Source organism: Planococcus sp. YIM B11945 (genome assembly GCF_050864155.1).
GTDB lineage: Bacteria > Bacillota > Bacilli > Bacillales_A > Planococcaceae > Planococcus.
The window spans coordinates 676,056-695,474 of record NZ_JBOZWR010000003.1; the positions used below are offsets into that span (position 1 = coordinate 676,056).

At 46.8% G+C, this 19,419-nt stretch carries 23 protein-coding genes; 7 read left to right on the forward strand and 16 right to left on the reverse strand.

What is annotated here, in order from left to right; translation table 11 throughout:
• Positions 1–36: 36 nt before the first annotated feature.
• The 6 genes from argS to ACRRQV_RS07790 form a co-directional block, all read right to left on the reverse strand.
• Positions 37–1,698 carry an arginine--tRNA ligase gene (gene argS, locus ACRRQV_RS07765; RefSeq protein ID WP_432529376.1) on the reverse strand — a complete coding sequence of 554 codons (1,662 nt, stop codon included), beginning with the start codon at positions 1,696–1,698 and terminating at the stop codon, positions 37–39.
• Positions 1,695–2,105: a DUF1934 domain-containing protein gene (locus tag ACRRQV_RS07770; protein ID WP_432529378.1), complete on the reverse strand. Its 411-nt coding sequence runs from the start codon at positions 2,103–2,105 to the stop codon at positions 1,695–1,697. The genes argS and ACRRQV_RS07770 overlap by 4 nt, the downstream gene beginning before the upstream one ends.
• Before the next feature lie 169 nt (positions 2,106–2,274).
• Complete coding sequence (locus tag ACRRQV_RS07775) at positions 2,275–2,772, reverse strand: antibiotic biosynthesis monooxygenase family protein (RefSeq protein ID WP_432529380.1); 498 nt, start codon at positions 2,770–2,772, stop codon at positions 2,275–2,277.
• 311 nt (positions 2,773–3,083) lie between these two features.
• A complete protein-coding gene (gene speB / locus ACRRQV_RS07780; RefSeq protein WP_432529382.1) occupies positions 3,084–3,956 on the reverse strand; it encodes an agmatinase in 873 nt (290 codons plus the stop codon).
• A gap of 3 nt (positions 3,957–3,959) precedes the next feature.
• Positions 3,960–4,793, reverse strand: coding sequence for a spermidine synthase (gene speE, locus ACRRQV_RS07785; RefSeq protein WP_432529384.1), 834 nt, complete (start codon positions 4,791–4,793; stop codon positions 3,960–3,962).
• A gap of 521 nt (positions 4,794–5,314) precedes the next feature.
• Complete coding sequence (locus ACRRQV_RS07790; protein ID WP_432529386.1) at positions 5,315–5,830, reverse strand: YwhD family protein; 516 nt, start codon at positions 5,828–5,830, stop codon at positions 5,315–5,317.
• 63 nt (positions 5,831–5,893) lie between these two features.
• Between ACRRQV_RS07790 and ACRRQV_RS07795 the strand changes: the two genes are divergently transcribed.
• Complete coding sequence (locus tag ACRRQV_RS07795) at positions 5,894–6,079, forward strand: 2-hydroxymuconate tautomerase (protein WP_432529389.1); 186 nt, start codon at positions 5,894–5,896, stop codon at positions 6,077–6,079.
• Between the two features lie 57 nt (positions 6,080–6,136).
• Here ACRRQV_RS07795 and ACRRQV_RS07800 read toward each other — a convergent pair whose 3' ends face one another.
• The 3 genes from ACRRQV_RS07800 to ACRRQV_RS07810 all read right to left on the reverse strand — a co-directional run bounded on the left by ACRRQV_RS07800 (position 6,137) and on the right by ACRRQV_RS07810 (position 8,845).
• The gene (locus ACRRQV_RS07800; protein WP_432529391.1) at positions 6,137–6,637 is read right to left on the reverse strand and encodes a YwgA family protein; all 501 of its coding nucleotides are present in this window, start codon (positions 6,635–6,637) and stop codon (positions 6,137–6,139) included.
• On the reverse strand, positions 6,638–7,942 hold the full coding sequence (locus tag ACRRQV_RS07805) for an HD domain-containing protein (protein ID WP_432529393.1): 1,305 nt from the start codon (positions 7,940–7,942) through the stop codon (positions 6,638–6,640). It abuts the gene before it with no gap.
• A gap of 81 nt (positions 7,943–8,023) precedes the next feature.
• Entirely contained in the window at positions 8,024–8,845 is an 822-nt protein-coding gene (locus ACRRQV_RS07810; RefSeq protein WP_432529395.1) for a lipoate--protein ligase family protein, read from the reverse strand.
• Positions 8,846–9,018: 173 nt separating this feature from the next.
• Between ACRRQV_RS07810 and hemQ the strand changes: the two genes are divergently transcribed.
• Entirely contained in the window at positions 9,019–9,768 is a 750-nt protein-coding gene (gene hemQ, locus ACRRQV_RS07815) for a hydrogen peroxide-dependent heme synthase (RefSeq protein WP_432529397.1), read from the forward strand.
• 367 nt (positions 9,769–10,135) lie between these two features.
• On the opposite strand, the gene ACRRQV_RS07820 is transcribed toward hemQ, so the two are convergent.
• The 4 genes from ACRRQV_RS07820 to ACRRQV_RS07835 are packed head-to-tail and all read right to left on the reverse strand — an operon-like array spanning position 10,136 to position 12,259.
• On the reverse strand, positions 10,136–10,513 hold the full coding sequence (locus ACRRQV_RS07820; protein ID WP_432529399.1) for a DUF423 domain-containing protein: 378 nt from the start codon (positions 10,511–10,513) through the stop codon (positions 10,136–10,138).
• Positions 10,514–10,531: 18 nt separating this feature from the next.
• On the reverse strand, positions 10,532–10,795 hold the full coding sequence (locus ACRRQV_RS07825) for a YwdI family protein (protein ID WP_432529401.1): 264 nt from the start codon (positions 10,793–10,795) through the stop codon (positions 10,532–10,534).
• A 57-nt stretch (positions 10,796–10,852) separates the two neighbouring features.
• Positions 10,853–11,527 carry a uracil-DNA glycosylase gene (locus tag ACRRQV_RS07830; RefSeq protein WP_432529402.1) on the reverse strand — a complete coding sequence of 225 codons (675 nt, stop codon included), beginning with the start codon at positions 11,525–11,527 and terminating at the stop codon, positions 10,853–10,855.
• 12 nt (positions 11,528–11,539) lie between these two features.
• On the reverse strand, positions 11,540–12,259 hold the full coding sequence (locus ACRRQV_RS07835) for a DUF4230 domain-containing protein (protein ID WP_432529404.1): 720 nt from the start codon (positions 12,257–12,259) through the stop codon (positions 11,540–11,542).
• Positions 12,260–12,326: 67 nt separating this feature from the next.
• Between ACRRQV_RS07835 and ACRRQV_RS07840 the strand changes: the two genes are divergently transcribed.
• Together ACRRQV_RS07840 and pdxK are read left to right on the forward strand one after the other, a co-directional pair.
• Complete coding sequence (locus tag ACRRQV_RS07840; protein ID WP_432529406.1) at positions 12,327–12,581, forward strand: hypothetical protein; 255 nt, start codon at positions 12,327–12,329, stop codon at positions 12,579–12,581.
• A 61-nt stretch (positions 12,582–12,642) separates the two neighbouring features.
• A complete protein-coding gene (pdxK, locus tag ACRRQV_RS07845; RefSeq protein WP_432529408.1) occupies positions 12,643–13,476 on the forward strand; it encodes a pyridoxine/pyridoxal/pyridoxamine kinase in 834 nt (277 codons plus the stop codon).
• 114 nt (positions 13,477–13,590) lie between these two features.
• Here the strand turns inward: pdxK and ACRRQV_RS07850 are convergent, their stop codons facing one another.
• Entirely contained in the window at positions 13,591–14,598 is a 1,008-nt protein-coding gene (locus ACRRQV_RS07850) for an ABC transporter permease (protein WP_432529410.1), read from the reverse strand.
• Positions 14,599–15,462 carry an ABC transporter permease subunit gene (locus ACRRQV_RS07855; protein WP_432529412.1) on the reverse strand — a complete coding sequence of 288 codons (864 nt, stop codon included), beginning with the start codon at positions 15,460–15,462 and terminating at the stop codon, positions 14,599–14,601.
• A gap of 264 nt (positions 15,463–15,726) precedes the next feature.
• Here ACRRQV_RS07855 and ACRRQV_RS07860 point away from each other — a divergent pair, with 264 nt between their 5' ends.
• The 3 genes from ACRRQV_RS07860 to ACRRQV_RS07870 all read left to right on the forward strand — a co-directional run bounded on the left by ACRRQV_RS07860 (position 15,727) and on the right by ACRRQV_RS07870 (position 18,271).
• A complete protein-coding gene (locus ACRRQV_RS07860) occupies positions 15,727–16,077 on the forward strand; it encodes a YojF family protein (protein WP_432529414.1) in 351 nt (116 codons plus the stop codon).
• Positions 16,078–16,090: 13 nt separating this feature from the next.
• Positions 16,091–16,780 carry a bacillithiol biosynthesis deacetylase BshB2 gene (gene bshB2, locus ACRRQV_RS07865; protein WP_432529416.1) on the forward strand — a complete coding sequence of 230 codons (690 nt, stop codon included), beginning with the start codon at positions 16,091–16,093 and terminating at the stop codon, positions 16,778–16,780.
• 138 nt (positions 16,781–16,918) lie between these two features.
• Positions 16,919–18,271 (forward strand): YjiH family protein, encoded by a 1,353-nt coding sequence (locus ACRRQV_RS07870; RefSeq protein ID WP_432529418.1) that lies wholly within the window; start codon positions 16,919–16,921, stop codon positions 18,269–18,271.
• Positions 18,272–18,316: 45 nt separating this feature from the next.
• Here ACRRQV_RS07870 and ACRRQV_RS07875 read toward each other — a convergent pair whose 3' ends face one another.
• Positions 18,317–19,261 (reverse strand): L-threonine 3-dehydrogenase, encoded by a 945-nt coding sequence (locus ACRRQV_RS07875; RefSeq protein ID WP_432529420.1) that lies wholly within the window; start codon positions 19,259–19,261, stop codon positions 18,317–18,319.
• Between the last annotated feature and the right edge of the window lie 158 nt (positions 19,262–19,419).

Here is a 19,419-nt window from a genome sequence, read left to right on the forward strand (position 1 = left end):
TCGCCTTTATTATACACCAAAACGATTTCTTGTCTCTTACATTTTTTCCGGTGCTGCTACGCCAACTGTTTTCAATGCATTGGCAAGCGTGATTTTCACCGCAGTAATTAAAGCGATGCGCGCACGCGTCAAGTCTTCGTTTGAAGCATCCAATACTTTATTGGCATTGTAGAAGCTGTGGAAATTGGAAGCCAGGTCTTGGATGTATGTCGTCACGCGGTGAGGCGCGCGAAGTTTTGCGGCGTCTGCGATCACTTGCGGGAAATCGCCGATTTTTTTCAAAACGTCGATTTCTTTTTCGTGCGTCAGCAAGTTCAAGTTTTCTGTCGATGGCGCAAACCCTTGCTCTTCCGCTTGGCGCAAAATCGAGCAAATGCGTGCATGGGCATATTGCGAATAGTAAACCGGGTTTTCGTTTGACTGCGAAACCGCTAAATCAAGGTCAAAGTCCATATGGGAATCGCCGGAACGCATCGCGAAGAAATAACGGACCGCGTCAAGACCGACCAATTCAACCAATTCCCGCATCGTCACAGCTTTGCCGGTACGTTTGCTCATTTTCATTTTTTCGCCGTCTTTGTAAAGCTGCACCATTTGAATGATGCTGACTTCCAAGGTTTCACGGTCATAGCCCATTGCTTGGATGGCCGCTTTCATGCGCGGAATATAGCCGTGGTGATCGGCTCCCCAAATGTTGATCAATTTGCCGAAGCCGCGGGACAACTTGTCTTCGTGATAAGCGATATCCGGCATCAAATACGTAAACGAACCGTCGTTTTTGATCAGCACGCGGTCTTTGTCATCGCCGAATGTGGTCGAACGGAACCAAGTCGCGCCTTCTTCTTCAAAAATATGGCCGTTTTCACGCAGTTTGTTCAGCGCAATTTCGATTTCGCCTTTTTCGTACAACGACGTTTCTGAGAACCATACATCAAATTCCACGCGGAAATCCGCCAAGTCTTTTTGCAATTTTGCCAGTTCCACTTTTAAGCCGTGCTGGCGGAACGCTTGGTAGCGCTCTTCATGCGTCATGTGGGCAAATTTGTCGCCGTGTTCTGCAACTAACGCTGCGGCAATGTCTTTAATATCCTGCCCGCGGTAGCCGTCTTCCGGCATGGAGTCTGGATTTCCGAGCGCTTCGAAATAACGGGCTTCGATTGATAAAGCCAAATTGTTGATTTGGTTGCCGGCATCGTTGATATAGTATTCGCGGGACACGTCATATCCTGCAAAATCAAGCACGTTGCACAACGAATCGCCAACGGAAGCTCCGCGGGCGTGTCCCAGGTGCAAGTCGCCAGTTGGATTGGCTGAAACAAACTCGACTTGAATTCGTTCCCCGCCGCCTGAAGTGCTGCGGCCATAATCTTCAATTTGCTCAAGAACGGTTTTTACAACATCCAGCAAATAATCTTTTTTGATCGTGATGTTAATAAACCCCGGGCCTGCAATATCAATCGTTTCGATATTCGCTGCGTCTTTATCCAAATTAGCGACAATCGCTTCCGCAATCGCACGCGGCGGCTTTTTCGCAAGCTTCGTCAATTGCATCGCAATATTCGTCGCATAATCGCCGTTTGTTTTGTCTTTAGGCGATTCCAATTGGACAACCACTGGTTCTGTCGTTAATTCCGCTTTTTCAATCGCTTCGCTTATGGCCATTTTTATGGCGTGCTGCACTTTTTCTACTGCATTCATTGTTTGCCCTCCGTAAATTGTATTTCCATTTCATATTCTCCAGCATGGGCAGAGCCCATCGCCAAATCATAGCGGACTTTAAACCGGGTCTCGCTGACACTTAATTCATGTGCATAGGTCGTCAGCATGAACGATCCTTGTGCATTGGTCAAATTGCCCGTCTGTTCTTTATGTAATAAAAACGGAAGCCGCATCTGCAAACCGCCGCTTCTTATGATCACCGCTTCATCGTCGCTCAGTTTCACGATTGTCCGGATTTCTAGTTCTTCCTGCTGCTCCGCATACTGCAAATAGCGCCGGTTGTTTTTCTCCGTCAACGTGCCTTCCGAACGCAACTCCATCACTTGATCGTCCACATCCGGCTGGCGGATAATCGTTGTCAGTTTAATCATCACCGATTTCTGCATGCGCTCCGCCTCCCCGTCTCTTTATAACCTTTTTATTATAGCGTGAATCCCCTGAGCTTTTCAATGAAGTTTCAAATTCACTTCCTGTGAAAAAACGGCCAAAACAAATAAACGGCCACACCTTTTGACCATTACCGGTCTGGCGCAGCCGTTTATTTCAGCTAACTTATTATCTTGTATAAGTTGTAACGAACGATGGGCGCGCAAAAATATTCGGCTGTTTGTCGATGCCGTCTTCGGTGCCTCTCTTCGCATGGGCATGGTTGTAGGCTTGTGATTGCTGCCAGTCCTTAAACGATTGCTCGTCTTTCCACAAAGTCAGGATGACATACGTATCCGAGTTCTTCGGACGCAAAACGCGGATCGCAGCAAATCCCGGTTCTTCTTCCACTTTTCCTGCCCGGTTTTTAAAACGCGATTCGAAAACTTCGCGCCCTTCTTCTGTAACCGGAATGTTATTGAACACTGCATAAAACCCGTCATTTATATCTCCGACCGCATCCAGCACTTCGTACCCTTCAAATCCTTGTACAGGCTGGCTTCCTTCCGATTCAAAAAGAATGACCGATTCTTCGCCGTTCATCAAGTAAATCAGCCGCGAGTTCGGCAAGGCAGCGAGAATCGCTACGCCTTGGTCTCGATGTCCTATCCATTTATACAATTCCATTGCGAGCACCTCTTCCAATTATGTATTCCACTTCATCTTATCGTTTTCGCTGTGAAGAATCTATTAAGACCCTCGGCTAGCCACTCACTTCAGTCTTCAGTTTTCCAGTTATTTGGATATACTTTCCGGAAACGGCCAAATACTTTCCATTTGCACCAAAATACTTTCCGTTTTGCCCGAAATACTTTCCAAACAAGCCAAAATACTTTCCACTCCCTATTTTCAGAACAAAATAAAACCTTCTTGCCTCGATTTTATAGCCATTAAAAAAAGCAGGACTGAATTTTGCTTCAGTCCTGCTTTTCTTGAATTTATTTTACCCACCCGAGAATCATTTCGCGGATCAGCTTGCTTGCAGTGTTTGCAGTTTGATCGGAATGATCGTAAACCGGTGCCACTTCCACTAAATCAAAGCCGACGACGTTGATGTCAGAAGCCGCGATAGCATGGATTGATGCCAATAGTTCTCGTGATGTAATGCCGCCTGCATCGACTGTGCCTGTTCCTGGCGCATGCGCCGGATCCAAGACATCAATATCGATCGTTACATAGACAGGGCGCCCAGCAAGCGTCGGCAAAATTTCTTTCAACGGCTCAAGCACTTCAAACATGGAGATGTGCATGCCATTTTCTTTTGCCCATTGGAATTCTTCCTTCATGCCAGAACGGATGCCGAATGAATACACATTCGACGGTCCGATATGGTCGGCAATTTTACGGATTGGCGTAGAATGGGAATATTCTTCGCCTTCGTAATTTTCGCGAAGGTCCGTGTGGGCATCAAAATGGATGATAGCCAAATCGTCGTATTTGCTGGCAACAGCTTTCATAACCGGCAAGGAAACAAGGTGCTCGCCGCCCATGCCCATTGGAATTTTGCCGTCGTTCAGCAATGTATGGATGTACGTTTCAATTTCCAGTAAGCTTTTTTCTGGATTGCCGAAAGGCAGCGGAATGTCGCCTGCGTCAAAAAATTTCACATCGCCAAGTTCACGGTCCAAGTACGCGCTGTACTCTTCAAGGCCGATCGACACTTCACGGATTTTATTCGGGCCGAAACGGGATCCGGGACGATAGCTGACCGTCCAGTCCATAGGCATGCCGTAAAGAACCGCTTTGGATTCTTCATAATTCGGATGGCTTTTGATAAACACTTTTCCAGAATACGTCTCGTCAAATCGCATCGCTTATTCGCCTGCCAAATCTTTCACGAATTTCGGTAAAACGAATGCTGCGTTGTGCAATTCTTTCGTGTAGTATTTCGTGTCAATGTCGTGGAAACGCTCAGCCGGCACTTCCAATGGATTGTATTTCTTCGAACCAATTGTAAATGCCCAAAGGCCTGACGGGTATGTCGGGATGTTCGCCAAGTACAATTTTGTAATCGGGAAGATTTCCTTTACGTCTTTTTGCACTTGCTCGATCAAGTCCGCTTTAAACCACGGATTGTCAGACTGTGCCACGAAAATGCCGTCTTCTTTCAATGCGCGTGAAATTCCAGCGTAGAAGCCTTTTGTGAACAAGTTCACCGCAGGGCCAACCGGTTCAGTTGAATCCACCATGATGACGTCATATTTGTTTTCAGATTCCGCAATGTGCATAAAGCCATCGCCAACAATCACTTCAACACGTGCGTCTTCAAGACCTGACGCGATAGATGGCAAGAATTTTTTCGAGTACTCGATCACTTTGCCGTCAATGTCGACGAGCGTAGCTTTTTTCACAGATGGGTGTTTCAATACTTCACGGATTACGCCGCCGTCTCCGCCGCCTACAACCAAGACGTTTTCTGGGTTTGGGTGCGTGAACAATGGAACGTGCGCGACCATTTCGTGGTAAACGAATTCGTCTTTTTCAGAAGTCATGACCATGCCGTCAAGAAACAGCATGTTGCCCCACTCCGCAGTTTCAGCCATTTCCAAGTATTGAAAATCCGTCTGTTCCGTGTGAAGCGTTTTGTTGATTTTCATTGTAATGCCGAAGTTTTCCGTTTGTTTTTCTGTATACCAAAATCCTGCCATCTATAATCAAACTCCTTTATCGTTCAGAATAATTTCTATTATGTAATGTTCTTTTTTTCACATACTTTTAAAAGTATAAGTCTTTTCGCAGAAAGTGCAATAATTTTTTCTACACCGTTCTTTACCCGCTGCCCGCTCTATTATTCCCCAAAACAAAAAGGTTTCCTGTACAGGGAACCTTTTCCCTTCACAGAAAACCTTTTTGATCCTGATGGAGCGGAGAAAGAGACATGAGGCATTGGCTTGGGTTGTCATACTTTAACTGCCAATAAGTCCCCACTGTCCAAGCGGAGGCACTGGCCGTAAAAGTCCGATTGGATCAACTAGCAATCAGTCGGGGGTGAGAACCCCCGACTGATTGAGTTTCTCTTTATCGCAATGGCTCATACCTCTTGCTCGCAGATCAGGTGTCCTAGCTTTCTATTTAAAAGCTACGTATAGTGTACTTCCTTTTCCACCCAACTTCAACTGCTAATGAACGCATTTTCAACTGTCACAAATCGTTCTTTTTTCCATTGAAATTAAACGTTTAAATCCGCGTGAAGCTGATCAGAACTGCGGTTCCACATTTCTTCGTTGTGGCTCATCAAATAGTCGCGCAGCACTGTTTTAGACGAAGCGTCCATGTGCTCGACGATGATTTTGCGCTTCATCGATTTGTCCATCAAGTTGACGTGCTCCGCCAAAATTTTATAGCCGCGCCGCTTTTCCCGGTTGACGACCATTTCGCACGCCGCCACTCCCGCATAATAAGGTCCGGCGGGATTGAAATCGATGGTGATCCAGACAAGCCAGTAATCTTTGCCGCCAGCGGAATCTTCACGGTTGACCGTAAATTTAATGCCCCGTTCCACTTCGCTTCTCGCATGCATCGCACCGATATCAATAAAGGCTTGCTGTTCAGCCACGTCGATAAATAGCGGCGAGACGTTTTCCAATGATAACGAACCGATGCCGTAGCCTTTATGCCCGTCGGTCGGATCGTTTTTTATGATGGTGAAGCCTACTTTTTGTTTTGGTTTTTCTTCGTTCGCCATAGTGTACAATTCCTCCGTTCTGATATGATGGTGGTAATCTCAAAAAAAGGAGCTGTATCCATTATGCCATATGTGACTGTTAAAATGCTCGAAGGCCGCACGGAAGACCAAAAACGCGCACTTGTCGAAAAAGTGACAGAAGCCGTTTCTGAAACGACCGGCGCCCCAATCGAAAACGTCGTTGTCTTTATTGAAGACATGAAAAAAACCGATTACGGCACAAAAGGAAAATTGTTTTCCGATCAATAAAACAAGAAATCCCTATTAACTTACAGGTAAACAAAAACTCCCATGATGGGAGTTTTTTTATTGCAATTGGGACAGTTCTTCAATAAATTCAAATGCCTGGCTGACTTCTTCTTCCGTGAAATTCAATTTGGCTTTTACCACGTGAAGCTTATCAATTTGTTCAGCACGGTCCAAATGGTCAAAATACAAAAGCGTCGCCGTCAATTCCAAAAAGCGGCCGCTTTTTTCATTCAGTTTTACCGCCTGCTGCTGGGTGCTAAGCACGGATTTGCTGAGTGTGTTGCGGAATTCCAGTCCTTCCGGAGTCACGCTGTATTTGTATTGCACATACGAGCCTTTGTCTTCACGTTCTTCGGATACAAACCCCATATCGCATAATTCTTCAACGCGCGCCGTCAGTTCTTCTGAATACGGGCCGTAAATATGAAACTCGTATTTTTCTTGAAACGGCACGCCCATCTTTTTCAGTATGTAAATCATCTTCTGCAGTTTTTTGCGGCCGGTTACACCTTCCGCCAACGAAATAAAATCCACTATTTTTGCGTGTTCCTGGAGCAATTATACTCCTCCTTCTCGAAGCATTTGCAGGATTTGCTGCTTGACGGCTTTTTTCTTGCCGTCGATCAGCAGCTCTGCGGGAAAATACAATTTATAATCCGTGCGCCGTTTGCCAGAAATGGCATCAACGATTTGGGAAGAGCGCGACAATTCTTTGATTTCTCCTGTCGGCATCAGCAAATGAATCGGCAAGCGCTCTTCCTCTTCGCCAGGACGGTAAAAATCATAGGGCAGGTCGGAGGTTGAGTCATCGATCAAGTAGTAATCCGGGTCGATTCCGGCTTTCCGGAAAAGCTGAGCCAGCTCGCCGAGTTTCCGGTAATCTTTGCCGGGATCAAAATCGACATATTGGAACAGGCGGCGATTGACGAAGCGGTCGCTTAAATCCGATAAAATCGGATCGCGTTCCCCTATCCATAGCTGAAAATACGTCATTAATACGCCTTCATCCAGCGCCAAATAATCTTTCAAGGTAAAGGTTTTATTGAAAAATGCCAAAAAATGCGTTGGCGGCTGTTCGAATTGATAGCCGCTTTCGCTAAGTTCTTTCGCCCGCTGCAAGATTTTGCGCAAGATCACTTCTGCGCTTCGGGCAACGGGATGGAAATAAACCTGCCAGTACATTTGGTAGCGGCTCATGATATAGTCCTCAACCGCGTGCATCCCGCTCGATTTGATGACCACTTGGTCTTCTACCGGGCGCATGACGCGAAGAATCCGCTCCATATCGAAATGGCCGTAGGAAACGCCGGTATAATAAGCATCCCGCTGCAAATAATCCATGCGGTCGGCATCAATCTGGCTGGAAATCAACGACACTACTTGCTTGTTCGAATACGTTTTGGCAATGACTTCCGCCACTTTCCCCGGGAAGTCCGGCGCTGCTTTTAACAGTATTTTATTGACCTCAGTATCCCCCAAAAGAATTTTCCGGGTGAACACTTCATGGTCCACGTGAAACACTTTTTCAAACGAATGCGAAAACGGCCCATGTCCAAGGTCGTGCAAAAGCGCTGCACATAACACAACAAGGCGTTCGCTTTCGTCCCATTGCGGCCGTTCATGAAAAATATCATCCACAATTCGGCGCACAATTTCATAGACGCCAAGCGAATGGCTGAAACGGCTGTGCTCCGCCCCGTGAAACACGAGATACGAAGTGCCAAGCTGTTTGATCCGGCGCAGGCGCTGGACTTCGCGCGAATTGATCAAATCCCAAATCACTTGGTCGCGTACGTGGATGTACCGATGAACAGGATCTTTAAACACTTTTTCTTCCGCTAACTTTTGTGTTGCGTAGCCCATGGCACACCTCCAACAAATATTTTATATGAAGTTGATTTTTGTTTTAGCGTCCAGCTTGTATTTTACTTGAGCCGCTTCTCCTCACTCAAGAGGCTTCGGCAGCATTTTCTGGTTGCGCTCGACGACCCGGTTCAAGTAAAACGCGTACAGCTCCGTTTCTTCTGGAAGCAGAGGCTGCGGCGGTGGCATGTTAATCAGGCCGTATAAATCGAGCACGACTTCGGGTACGGTAATCGTTCTATTTAATAGTTCACTGAGCGACGCCATCACTTCGGGTTTTATTTCCGGGTAGCTGAATTTGGTTTCTTCGTCTTTTAGAGCGGTTTCGTAAAAATCGCGGATCAATTCCGCACGTTTAGCGCCGCTGCCTTCTATGCATAAGTAAATCTGCACCGCGACCCCGCGGCGGATGCGGCGTTGGGAAATGCCGGCAAATTTTTGGCCGCCGATGCTAAGATCGTACGAGCCAGGGCAATACGATCCGACGATTTCATAGGCTTCGATCGGCGCTTCGGGAAACAGCGCCCTCACCAGTTCCAGCATTAAGTCATAGCCCGCTGAAATATCGATCGTGCTTTCTTTTTCCGATAAGACTAGTGAAATGTTCAGCACTCCGGCATCGAGCACAACTGCCAAACCTCCGGAGTTGCGGACGATTGGCTGATAGCCGCGTTCCTTCAACAATTCCATACCCGCTTCAACATGCGGCAAACGGTGGTCTTGGATGCCCAGCACGACAGTGTCATCGTGGACCCATGTGCGGACGGTCGGCAAGCTTCTGCCTGAGCCTACAAGCTCGCAAAGCGTATCGTCTGCAGCGAATGATTCGAGTGCTGAGCGGTTTTTGGCGCTCAAGGATTGGTCCCAGAACCGCCACTCGGTTTCTTCTGAAAATACTGGCATAATAATGTCTCCTTATTCAGCAATTGCTTCCTCTTAGTTTACCCGACTCGCGCCCCGCTGAAAAGGCGCCAGACCCTTGACGAATTAGTGACAGCCATTTGTTATGCAAGAAGTTGCCAGGTCGATGTGATAAACTATTTTGGAGAGAGCAAGATTAAAAGGAGTGTTTAGAAATGAATGAAGCAGCAATTACATTAGATGGCTGGTACGTCCTGCATGATTTCCGTTCGATGGACTGGGTTTCATGGAAAATGTTGACGGACGAAGAACGCCAATTCGCAATTGACGAATACCAAGCCTTTATGGAAAAAGTCAACCAAGCGGATGAAAATAAAACCGGAGCGCATGCCTTGTATTCAATCGTTGGCCAAAAAGCCGATGTGATGTTGATGCTGCTTCGCGAAACGATGGACGAACTTCGCGAACTCGAAACGGAATACAACAAGCTGACATTGGTCGCTTATACAGTTCCGACTTACTCCTATGTATCGGTTGTTGAACTTTCCAACTACTTGGCCGGAAAATCCGACGAAGATCCATACCAAAACCCGCATGTCCGCGCGCGCTTGTATCCTGAACTTCAACGTTCACAATACATTTGCTTCTACCCGATGGACAAACGCCGCGACGGCGAAGACAACTGGTACATGCTTCCAATGGACACGCGCAAAGAATTGATGCTGTCCCACGGCAAAATCGGCCGCAGCTACGCCGGCAAAGTAAAACAAATCATTTCCGGTTCTGTCGGATTCGACGACTACGAATGGGGCGTTACACTTTTCGCTGACGACGTTCTTCAATTCAAAAAATTGATCTACGAAATGCGTTTTGACGAAGTGAGCGCTCGCTACGCTGAATTCGGTTCATTCTACGTCGGGACCCGCTTAGATGCTGACCGTTTGGCTAAATTTTTGGAAGTGTAATGATTAAAAACCGCCCTCGGGCGGTTTTTTTGTTGGGTTTAAGCTGCTTTTCTACTGCATAGGCCGTCCTGTTTTCCAACTAATTGGATATACTGTCCGGTTTCATTAAAATACTGTCTAAAATGGGCGAAATACTGTCCGGAACCACATATTTACTATCCGCATGTTATTTTTCGAATAAAATGACCTGTCTCTGACGCTGTTTTTCCATTTAATTGGATATACTTTCTGTTTTGATCAAAATACTTTCCGTTTTAACCAAAATACTTTCCAATCTACGCAAAATACTTTCCAAAACAACCAAAATACTTTCCAAAGACAATTTCCAATAGAAAAAGCAGCCCGCTTAAGCGAGCCGCCCCATTTCTTATAATGCTTTTGCTGCAGCAACGATCAACATAATCCAGCCAACCAAAAACGCAACCCCGCCGATCGGTGTGATGGCGCCCAAAATGCTAATGCCTGTTAAACTCAATACGTACAAGCTTCCTGAAAAAATCACGATTCCGGCAAGCAATAAATAACCTGCCCAGTTCAGCGAGGCAATCGGCCCGATAAACGCAGAGCCCATCAATAATGCCACAACAATCAGCCCTAAGGCGTGGAACATTTGGTATTGCACCGCTGTTTGCCATGTGGCAATGTATTTATCGGCAACGCGGCCTTCTAACATATGCGCACCGAATGCACCTAAAGCGACCGATAAAAAAGCATTAACCGCTCCGGCAATCAAGAAAAACTTCATGTTTACTCCTCTTTCCGTTTAAAAATCGAACAATGAATCTCCATTCGCATCTTCTTCCTTCAGCTTGTTTTCAGCCAATGAAATGGGAGGCGCCGGAGATGGGGACGCTAGCGGCATAGCACGCGGCAATTTGTCCTGGCTGCGGTCGTCTTCGTCCAACAGCAAATTGCATAAAGCCCGAATGGCAGCGACGGATTCACGCATTTTTGCCGGATCTTCTGTCCGTGCTTGGCGTGCATGCTTTTCGATTTCACTCAAAATACGCGCAGGTGCGACAGCCATGATACCTCCCCCTTCGTTTTAGTCCCTACTATTTTAACACGCTTGGCAAAAACCGCATCAAGCCAAGCAGAAATCGATCGGTTCGTTCCCACGCTTTTGTAACAATTCGTTCACTTTTGAATATGGGCGGCTGCCGAAAAATCCTCTGCTCGCACTGAGCGGGCTCGGGTGCGGCGCTTCGATGACATCGTGACGCTCCAAATCAATCAGCGCTTTTTTCTTTTGGGCGGGACGTCCCCACAACACAAATACGACCGGTTCTTTTCTCGCCGACAACTTGCGAATCACTTCATCTGTAAACGTTTCCCAGCCTTGATCGCGGTGCGAATTGGCTTGGCCAGTGCGAACCGTCAATACCGTGTTTAGCATCATGACGCCTTGGTCCGCCCATTTCGTCAGCGTGCCGTCTTTCGGCTTTTGGCAGCCGAGGTCTTCTTCCAATTCTTTCAGCATATTGCGCAAACTTGGCGGATGCGACACACCCGGCTGCACCGAAAAGCTCAAGCCGTGCGCTTGGCCAGGTCCGTGATACGGATCTTGCCCCAAAATCACCACCTTAACGTCTTTAAAAGCCGTATGTTCAAACGCCGACCAAATGTTTTCTTTAACCGGGTAGACTGTTTCCTGTGCGTATTCTTTTTTCAAAAACTCACGCAGCTTCAAATAGTACGGTTTATCAAATTCTTGCCCGACGACTTCCTGCCAGTCATTGTGAAAAATCTGCTTCGTCATAGACGACACTCCTCAGTCTTCGAATTCAACTTTCACATCGTACTCCACCAAAGTGAACATTTCCTGCACCGAACGGGCCGCATTGGTTTCCGCCGTCTTCAAAACCCCTTGTCCGGTCGCTTCTTCAATTATTAATTTTTGTGCTTCTTCCGCAATGTCGTACGCTTCAGAAATATCAGCGCTCTCCCGGAACAGCCCATCGTACGAATACACCTCCACTCGGTCCATGAAGATTTCAGGGCCGCCCAGAATTTTCGCATGCGGCAATGTCAGCGTAGCTGTTTTTGCTTCTTCGTCCAGCTTTATGTCATCTTCCGTAAGTTCCGAAAAATCAATGCCTGCGCGCACCGAGCCTGGAACGACAACGAGCAGCTGGCGTTTAGTGCCCGGCAAGTCGATGCCGATTTCCTTGCCAAAGAGCTTATTGTCCTGGCGCTCGATGATCACTTTCGAAAATGCTTCGGCTGTCGATAATTCATTCAAATCCTGGATCTGCTCCAAAAACACGCCTTTGCTTTCGGTCGCGGTCGAGCCTTGGATCATCCACCACGTGCCGAGCGGCAGCGCCACTAAAAGCAGCAGGAGAACCACAATCAGCACTAAAAACGAATTGCGGAAGACGCCCATCATCACTTTGGCCGAGCGCCAAAAACCGGATTCCTTCGTACCTTCTTTTCCTTTTACTTCGTTTAATAAACGCTCAATTTCTGTCAACTTTGGATCTTTTGCCAAATAGCATCCCTCTTTCTATTCATTTCATTAACGCCCCATGATAGGATAGGAAAAAGGGGCGATAACGATGGCCGACTGGCGTGAAAAAATAAAAACGATATCTTCAACTAATGGTTCTAGTGCTTCTGAAGGAGCAAAACGAGCCGGCATGGGGTGTCTTGCCTTCTTCGTGCTAGCTGTTTCCATTCTAACATTGATCCTGTCCATTGGTCTTTTCATAAGCGGCAATTGGCTGATGGCTTCGGCAGTTTTCGTTTTCTTTGCTTTGAGCGCCGGAACCGCCGCCGTTTTGATGCTTCCGCAAAAGCCGGATTCTTTATAAATGTTCTGATTTTTGATAAAATAATAGTATAAAGACAATCTATCTAAAAGGGGTTTGAACGATGACACTGAAAAAGACATTAACGATCGCAGGATCGGATACTTCCGGCGGAGCCGGCATACAAGCAGATTTAAAAACGTTCCAGGAACACGGAACTTACGGCATGAACGCTTTGACGGTCATCGTCACGATGGACCCGGAAAACGGCTGGAGCCACGGCATCCACCCGATTCCTGTTGAAACGCTTCACGCTCAATTGGAAACGGCGTTTTCTACAGGCGTTGATGCCTTGAAAACCGGCATGCTTCCGACAGTGGATATTATCGAAATGGCCGGCAAAGCCATCAAAGCGTCCGGTTTAACCGATGTCGTAATCGACCCGGTTATGGCGTGCAAAGGCGAAGATGAAGTGCTGTTCCCTGAAAACGTCGACGCCATGATCAAGCATCTGTTGCCAATCGCAAAAGTCGTGACGCCAAACTTGGTGGAAGCCGGCCAATTGTCAGGCCTCGGCACGCTGCAAACGGTCGAAGACTTAAAAGCAGCTGCTGAAAAAATCCATGCAGAAGGCGCACAATACGTGGTCATCAAAGGCGGCAAACAGCTGAAGCATGAAAAAGCGGCAGATTTGCTGTTCGACGGCACGACCCATTACTTGTTGACTTCTGAAAAAACGGATACCACTTACAACCACGGCGCCGGCTGCACATTCGCCGCTGCCATCACAGCGAACTTGGCAAACGGCAAATCCGTCAAAGATGCAGTCATCGATGCGAAAACATTTGTTTCTGCTGCCATCCAGCACGGCTGGAAATTGAACGAATATGTCGGCCCAGTTATGCACGGCGCTGCCAATAAATTTGAAACACCTAAAATTGAAGTTACAGAAGTTTAAGCACATTTGAAAAGAGGCTGCTGTTGCGGCCTCTTTTTTATATTGATAAGGAATCCACTTACAAAGAGCTGGAGTTCAGAAAAACTTTTGGATCCGCCACAAAAAACAAGACCTTCACACATCGTGAAGGTCTTTTAGCTGCACCATTTTTTCGCGCAGCTGTTGGCGGTTCCATTCGATTGTTTCTTCTCGTTGCGGAGCCAAGCGGCGCTTTTTCACTCTTGGGTTTTTGGAGCGCAAATAGCCTTCCATCATGAAGGAGACAGCTAAAATCGCCAGTGCAATAAACAACACCGGTGCGAGCGGCATCCACGGGGCGCTTTGGAGATAGCGGAACGTCGAACCGAACATGCCGGCCCATTCATACGATATGGACATAGGCGGATCGCCAAACATCGGCTCGTAGCTGACTTTTGTGCCGCCGAGAAATAAGTCCAGCAAGCCTAAATGTGCAAGCACGATAAACGTCTCTATCACTTGCTGACCGTAAAGAACAGCCATCTTTTCTCTCATTTGCGGATAAAGATGTTTGCGGATGATGCGGAAGCGGCTGGCGCCTAGCACCCGTGAAGCTTCCACGTATTCTTGCCGGTATAAAAGCGTTGCTTCATTGCCGATCAAGACAGCGACAATCGGTACGGTCAGAACGGCCATGATCACCACTTGCAGGGCGATTCGCTCCCAAATGGTCGTCGTAAATCCGCCTTCAGGCATCCACAAAACCGGCATCAGCAAGAACGACGCAAAAATAGACAGCGGGATGTAATGCAGCGAATCGGCCAAGCCGCCGATCCATGAACGTTGCCGCTGCAAATACGTACCAAGCACATAGCCGAGCGGCACCGCAATCAGCATGCGTAGTGCGGCAATGGCCAGCGCGGCAATGATTGTGTATTTGGCTCCAATGATTAATTTCCCAATCATATCGTAGCCGAATTGGTCGGTCCCGAACGGATACGCCCATTTCGGAGATATCGGCGCGCCTTCTAGCGTGCGGCCGTTTTCCATAATAAAGCGCATTTGCCTTGGCACTGACCCAAAAATCCATTCATAAGCAAAGCTGCCAACCAGAAAAAAGGCTAGAATAGAAAAACCGATGATAAAATAAGGCTGCTTCCACATTTACGCCACTTCCTTTCCACGGAAGCGGCGAAGGAAAAACCATTCACCGATGTTATATAGTAAGAACATAGGCAAGAAAAAGCTGAAAACCGTTACGATAAACATTTGGGGCGTCATATTCTCTTTCAAAAACAACATAATTCCCGGCAAATTAAACATCAATTCCAAGACAAAAAGATTCGACAGCATAAACCACATCGTTTTCTTGGACTGGAAAAAAACGCTGATAATGGCGTTTCGGAACATGTGAACCAACACGATGAAGACCCTCGAAAATCCGAGAGAACGCGCCAATTCCACGTACATTTTCCGCTCTTCTTCTTGAAACGTCAGCATGCATAGCCGGTAAAGCTGAATCGTCGGCAATAAAGCGAGACAAAAAACCGGAAGCCAGTAGATCCGGTCATCCCCAAGCACCGCAATTTTGGAAACGAGTATGCCCGTCTGCTTGAAAAAGAAAATGACCGCTAGCTGCATCAGCATAATGATCAACAAATCCGGAAGCGACTCCAAAAAATAAAGCGCCATTTTCACGCGGTCGCGCAGCTTCTCTCCAAGCAGCATCGTCCCTACCGTAAAGACAATTGCAAAAAATACCGCTGCTGCAAGCGCCAAAAATAGAATTTGAAGCGAATAGCTTATGTATTCAAGAATTTTTGGGAATACCGGCATTTCCTGCTGAATCCGGTAATTATAGACGGAAAGGTCTTGAAGCGGCCATAAATCCCTCAGTACCATTCCCAGTGTCCGGAAATATTCGGCTATAGGAAATTCTCCTGCAAGCATGCCCGTCAATAAGGTCGGAAGCCCGCTGACAAGCAGAATACCGACAACCGAAAACACAAATTTCATTAATAATTTCACAAAATCATCCTTTAGTTCTCTTATTGTTTAATTCTTCCTTTTTATCCCGTTTTAACGGTCAGTAAGATTCCCACTTATTTCAAGCGGGAGCTCTACTGACCCTAAAAACCCGATTGGATCAACTAACATTTAGTGGGAAGAAATCCCACTAAATGAAGTTTCTCTTTATCTTAACATTCTTTCTTTTCTGGTAAAGCATCGTTTTCGCATTTCTGCGATTTTTTGCCTATACTAAAAAAAGAAGGATTGTTGAGGAGGAGCATTATGGAATTAGTAGAAGTGAAAAAATTACAGGTTCAACTGGATGCCTTTGCAGGCAAAGATGTCTACCTGCACCTGGAAACCACCAACGGCTCGTACGCCACGCATTTTAACGAAGCATTTTTTAATGCAGGAGCTTTTATCCGCAACGTGGTCATCAATTACGAACTTGGAAAAGTGGTTGGCGACAGCCCTCACCGCGTCGGATTGAAATTGCCGCACGGATGGGTTTACGCACAAGGCATCACCCATTACGAAATGGACGAGCAAGGCCGTTTGCTGCTCGCCGGACATGACGCATCAGGAAAATTGGCGGTTGCGCTGGAAATCAGCGAAACACCGTTCAGTTATTAAGGAGGAACAGAATATGGCACTTCCAGAAGAACGCCACGTATTGGTCGTCTTTCCCCACCCCGACGATGAAGCGTTTGGCGTGTCAGGAACAATTTCCACATACATCAAACAAGGAACTCCGGTTACATATGCGTGCCTAACGCTCGGCGAAATGGGGCGCAACCTTGGAAACCCACCATTTGCCACGCGTGAATCCTTGCCGGAAACCCGCAAAAAAGAATTACAGGCTTCAGCAAATGCAATGGGCCTTACTGACCTGCGCATGATGGGACTTCGCGACAAAACCGTGGAGTTTGAAGACGATGAAAAAATGGTCGGCATGATGGCTAATTTAATCAATGAATTAAATCCGTCGCTGATCATCACGTTCTACCCGAATCTTTCTGTCCATCCGGACCACGAAGCAACGGCTCGTGCAGTCGTCCGTGCGGTTCGCCGCATGAAAGACCGTCCGAAACTCCATTGCGTCGCTTTTGCGAACAACACGCTTGACGTACTTGGACAGCCAGACATTATCCACGATATGAGTGCCGTGCGGGAGCAAAAAATGGGCGCCATGAAAGCTCATATTTCCCAGACGGCCTGGATGCTCGAAGAAATGGAACACAAATTGGCGCAAGGCGACATGGAAACTGAAAACTGGCTGACCCGCGAACGTTTTTATGCGTATCGCTGGCATCAGGATTTTGAAGAATCCTTTTAAAAATAACCGCAGCTCATTAGGAGTTGCGGTTATTTTTTTATTATTCCAACTTTTTTTAGAATGCGCTTTCATAAATAAATTCCTGTATACTCTTGTATATGCATTTTGTTGCTAACCTATTTAAAAGGAGAGTTGTCAGTGAAAAAGTTTCCAATATCAACATGGCTCTTATTTATTATTCCCTCATTGCTGGGCGTTCTGCTGTTTATTGTACCCGTCTATTACAATGGCGAGTGGGTTGTCACGGTGGCGTTACTGGCAAATTTATTGGCCGGCTCCATCCAATCGTATTCGCCGTGGATCATGATGGGCATTATCATCATCGGAGCACTCGGCTCGGTCATCTTCATCACCAGGAGAGTCAATGAAAAACACCATGTTTCATTCCTCGACAAATTATTCAACGTCAATTTGTTCTGGACAATTGTCCGCATTCTTGGAGCAGTTTTTGCTGTCATGGTTATGTTCCAAATTGGGCCTGAAGCCGTTTGGAGCGAAAACACAGGAGGAACTCTTTTATCGCCTACAGGGCTTCTTTCTTTCCTCTTAACAATCTTCTTATTTGCCGGCTTGTTGCTGCCGCTATTGATGAATTTCGGGCTTTTGGAATTTTTTGGGTCGATGATGGTAAAAATCATGCGCCCGGTCTTCCGCTTGCCTGGCCGTTCTTCTGTTGATGCACTCGCTTCTTGGGTTGGCGATGGTACTATTGGGGTGTTGTTGACAAATACGCAATACATCCAAAACAAATACACGCAGCGAGAAGCGGCCATTATCGGAACAACGTTTTCGGTCGTATCGATTACATTTGCCATTGTTGTTATTCAACAAGTCGGGCTTGGCCAATATTTTCTTCCATATTACGGAACAGTTATTTTAGCAGGCGTTATTCTTGCGCTAATCATGCCGCGCATTTATCCGTTGGCGCAAAAACCAACGACGTTCATGAACGGCAAACCGCAAGATTCCCAATCTGAAGCTGTCCCGAAAGGCTACAATGCTGTTTCCCACGGACTTGAAAACGCCTTAAAAACAGCGCACGCAAATCGGTCCGTCAGTGAATTTTTCAAAGACGGCTTTAAAAACGTATTGGATATGTGGGTTGGCGTTGCGCCTGTGGTAATGGCATTTGGTACTGTTGCATTGATTTTGGCTGAATACACGCCTACCTTCACTATTTTAGGTGCTCCGTTCGTTCCTTACTTGAATTTGCTTGGCGTTCCAGAAGCTGGAGAAGCAGCGCAATTGATGGTCGTCGGATTTGCTGATATGTTTCTGCCTTCCCTGCTTGCAGATGGCATTCAATCAGAAATGACGCGATTTGTCGTAGCGGCTATGTCGGTCACGCAATTGATTTACATGTCGGAAGTCGGCGGATTGCTGCTTGGTTCACGCATTCCAGTCAACATTCTGGACTTGATCGTCATTTTCTTGCTTCGTACCATTATTGCTTTGCCAATTATTGCCGGAGTCGCACATCTGTTGTTTTAAGCAAGAAAAAAATCCCTTCGCAAATTTTGCGAAGGGATTTTTTATTTAAACGTTTTGCAATTTAATTTTCAGTTTTTGCAGCATATCGGCGGTCATCGCGTCCAAATCATACTGGGCTTTAAAGCCCCATTCTTTTTTGGCTGCAGATGAGTCAATGCTGTCTGGCCAGCTGTCTGCAATTGCTTGGCGCACCGGATCGACATCATACGACAGGTGAAAATCAGGAATGTGTTTGCGGATCGATGCCGCGATTTGTTCCGGCTCAAAGCTCATGGCCGTCACATTGAAGGCGTTGCGGTGATCAAGTTTCGAAGCGTCTGCTTCCATCAATTCGACAATCGCCTGCAAAGCATCCGGCATGTACATCATGTCCATATATGTCCCTTTTGCAATGTAGCTTGTATAGCTTTGCTGTTCGATCGCTTTATAGTAAATATCCACTGCATAATCTGTGGTACCGCCGCCCGGCTGGGCAACATAGGAAATCAACCCAGGGAAACGGACGCCGCGCGTATCGACGCCAAACTTTTGGAAATAATAATCACACAGTAGTTCTCCAGCGACTTTATTGACGCCATACATCGTCGTCGGGCGCTGCAGCGTGTCTTGCGGCGTGTTTTTCTTCGGCGTTGACGGTCCGAACGCGCCGATTGAACTTGGCGTGAAAAATTGCAGGCCGAGTTCACGGGAAACTTCTAATGAATTCACGAGGCCGCCCATATTCAAATTCCATGCTAATAGCGGTTTCTCTTCTGCAGTCGCTGATAACAGCGCTGCCATGTGCATCATTGTATCTGCTTGGAAATCTTTTGCTAAATCGTGCATGCGCTGTGCATCAGTTACGTCGAGCAATGCAAAGGGTCCATCCGTTTCTGCTGCAGGCCGGATATCTGTCGCCAATACGTTATCTATACCGTAAATTTTCTGCAGCCGGCCCACAAGTTCCGAGCCGATTTGCCCTAATGCTCCTGTAATCATAATTCGTTTCATCCTTCATACCCCTTCCGAATAAAAAAAACAATTGTCCTGCTCAGAAACACATTTTTTCTTTTGCAATTGCTGGTTTAACGAGCTTTCCTCTGCTGTCATTATAAATTGTTCGTTTTAAAAACACAATCACTTTCCGCTTTTCCAGGCTGGCTCATGTT